Origin of the sequence: uncultured Fibrobacter sp., assembly GCF_946062555.1 — a bacterium.
GTDB lineage: Bacteria > Fibrobacterota > Fibrobacteria > Fibrobacterales > Fibrobacteraceae > Fibrobacter.
On sequence record NZ_CAMGVQ010000119.1, the window covers coordinates 1 to 3,398 of the forward strand.

Annotated in this window: 2 protein-coding genes; one reads left to right on the top strand and one right to left on the bottom strand. The window is 51.5% G+C overall.

Annotation, left to right across the window (positions count from 1 at the left end; translation table 11 throughout):
* Positions 1–304 precede the first annotated feature (304 nt).
* Entirely contained in the window at positions 305–1,420 is a 1,116-nt protein-coding gene (locus Q0P86_RS16725) for a hypothetical protein (RefSeq protein WP_295041077.1), read from the bottom strand.
* Positions 1,421–1,676: 256 nt separating this feature from the next.
* Between Q0P86_RS16725 and Q0P86_RS16730 the strand changes: the two genes are divergently transcribed.
* The gene (locus Q0P86_RS16730; RefSeq protein ID WP_295038168.1) at positions 1,677–2,999 is read left to right on the top strand and encodes an aspartate kinase; all 1,323 of its coding nucleotides are present in this window, start codon (positions 1,677–1,679) and stop codon (positions 2,997–2,999) included.
* Positions 3,000–3,398: the final 399 nt, after the last annotated feature.

Here is a 3,398-nt window from a genome sequence, read left to right on the forward strand (position 1 = left end):
CTGGAGGTGGCCAAGGGTCGCCGCCTCGGCAGGTTGACGCCTGCCGCTTGAGGCTCACGGGCCACTTGAGCGAACGCGCGGAATCCTTGGGGTCTTAGGGATCTCCCTAGGCGAGAGGGTGGCGGAAGACGTGCCCTGATCGCTACGCTCCAAGGAGGATAAGGGCAAGGCTGAAGACAGGGGGAGACTTCCCCCTTTCAAATATCCGTGAATTGTTATTCCCGCGAGGCGGCCGGACTGCACTTGGCAATTTGTTGCTTTCTGCGTATGGCCATCAAGGAGCGGATCTCCCTATCTTAAAAATCTATTTCGAGTACTTCGCCCACTTACGGAGAAGTTTTTCGAAGCGGGCTTCATAACCACGCTCGTGCGCAGAGGTCTTCTTATAGAGTACGGTTGCCGATTCGTCTACATCATTCTCTGTTGATTGCACGGCAATGCCCTTGAGGCACATGTCGAATTCGTCTTCGTTGTACATTCTGATTCGATCGACGTAGATATATTCATTGCCATTGTTGTCCGTCTCGTGGTAATAGTCATCTTCGTCAAGGAGCGCGGCATTTTCAGTTTTGCAGAGTTCCGCGTTCAGGGCCTTTTTGATGTAGGTTGCATTGCAAGTCGTAACGCCATCGGTCACGTCGATACTGATGTCGCGGTTCTCTTGGTAACCTTCCATCGACAGGTCCACTTTCTTTATATCGACCGTGAATGTTTTATCGCCAATAGTAAAGGTTTGCTGACGCTTTGTGCTTGCGGTAATGTTCACTCCGTTATCTGCGATGGTTTTATTGTAATATTCGATATCCTGGTCATTTTCGCCATATACATCAAAGATGTCTGGCACCCAGGTATCGGCATAATCCTTTCCACTCAATGCTTTATACAATTCCAAAACAAAGTTGGATTTAGTATAATCGGAATTGTTTACATCTGAAATGTATTGGTCAAAGTAAATTTCCTGGGTTCCGGTCACCTTCCCGCTAGATATATTGTAGGTCAATCCGTAATATTCTGATTCGTAGCATTTGGTGTCGGCTTCAATACTATAGTATTCACAATTTGTATATGTCCAGGTTCCATAGATTTTCCCGGCGGTACCGCCAATCCACATTTCGCCGTGATAGCTGGTATCGCCTTCGTCAATGCTGTAGAACAAAAGGGTATCTCCATGGAACTCGTATTTCATGGAATCGGCATCTTTGTGTTGCAGCACGTTTTTCCAGGTTAAGGCTTCTCCTTCTAATACGCATTTGTTCTCGTAATAGGAATCAGGAGTGATTACAATTAGCTGATGTTCCTCGTCTACGAAGAGGGAGCCCGTCCGGGTTAAAGTGTTGCCGGATGCGTTAGTGGAAGAATCGTCTCCGCAGGCGGCCAGGAGCATTGCGGATGCCGTTGCGGTGATTAGGAGGTGTTTCATGTTTTATCCTTTTAGGGGTAAAGTTAATTTGTTTTACATTGGAAAATATAGTATATGGGAGGGGAAAATTGACAAAACCTTGCCATAAGCTGTTAAAATTTCTATATATGAGCCCGAGCGGCGGGTTTTATGCCGTCGCAGACATAGACAACCATATTACCAAAGTGGCTGGCCAGATGGGTAGGCTTGGGCACGACGGTCGCGAGGGAAGTGACTGCGCTCGAAGCCGAGAGGTTTGGTGGCCCGAAAGGAAAAAATGAGTCAAAGAATCGTATGCAAGTTCGGCGGCAGCTCTGTCGCCGATGCCGGCCAGTTCAAGAAGATCAAGGCCATCGTTGAATCCGACAAGAACCGCAAGGTCATCGTCGTTTCCGCCCCCGGCAAGCGCAATCCTAAGGAAACAAAGCTTACCGACCTCCTCTACAGCACCTACGACCTCGCTTCCAAGGGTCTCGACTTTTCGACCCCGTGGAACCTGATCCGTCAGCGCTACGACGAAATCTGCAACGATCTCGGCCTGGCTGACAAGCTCACCGAAGATCTCGACAGCCTCGAAGACAAGCTCAAGAACCACCCCGAATCCGTCAGCACCGACTTCTTGGTAAGCCGTGGCGAATTCCTGTGCGCACGCCTCATGGCCAAGTACCTGGGCGCAAACTTCGTGGATACCTTCCCGCTGATCACCTTCGACGACAAGTATCGCATTACGCCGAAGACCTACGAAGACATCGCGAAGACCTTGTCTGACGAAAACCAGCTTTACGTGCTACCGGGCTTCTACGGCAGCAACCTCCGTGGCGAAGTCAAGACCTTCAGCCGTGGCGGCTCCGACATCACGGGCGCAATCCTTGCCAACGGCATCGATGCCGCCAAGTACGAAAACTGGACCGACGTCTCGGGCATGCTCATGGCGGACCCGCGCATCGTCGAAAATCCGCTGCCCATCGAATACGTGAGCTACCGCGAAATCCGCGAACTCGCCTACTCCGGCGCAAGCGTGCTCCACGATGAATCCATCGCCCCGTGCCGCGCGAAGAAGATTCCTATCAACATCCGCAACACGAACCGCCCCGAAGACGCGGGCACCATCATCGGCCCCACTCCGGAAGAAGCGAAGCTCCCGATTACGGGTGTCGCCGGCCGCAAGGGCTTCTCGATGATCTACATCGAAAAGTCCATGATGAACAAGGAAGTGGGCTTTGGTCGCCGCGTGCTCGCCGTGCTCGAAAGCGAAGGCCTCTCTTACGAACTGTGCCCGAGCGCCATCGACTCCATGAGCATCGTGGTTGACTCCAAGGCTCTCGACGCCGTGCAGGACGTGGTCCTCGAAGACATCACGCAGCAGATGCGCCCCGACCGTATCAAGGTGTTCCCGGGCATCTCGCTCATCGCGACTGTCGGTCACGGCATGACGAACAAGATCGGTGTGGCTGCAAAGCTCTTCACCGCTCTCGCCGACAACAAGGTGAACGTCCGCATCATCGACCAGGGTTCTTCGCAGATCAACATCATCACCGGTGTTGACGAAGCCGATACCGAGAAGGCCATCAAGGCCATCTACGGCGCATTCGTGAAGTAATCCGCGATTGTCATCCCCGCGCAGGCGGGGATCTTCTGTCGATATTAGAAAACGACCCGGAAAAAAATCCGGGCCGTTTTTTATATATTACAATCGGAGGTACTAACCATGTCACATTGTCGTTATTGTGGTTCATTCAGCCACGGGAGCGGCTGCTCCTACAGCCCCACTGGCAAGCAATATTTGTTCAAAGCGATTTTCCTGGCATCTCTGATACATTGCACTTTGTATGCACAGGTGATGTTTAATGGATAAGATTTGCGATATGGGGAGGCGGATATCCGCATTTATCTTGAAATACGGTGATGTACAATTGTCTGAACTAAAGAAAACGTGGAAAATAAGGAGGCTTCTGCAGTTTGTGTGGAGGGGTTGGGAGGAGTCTAAGCAGCGGTTTTC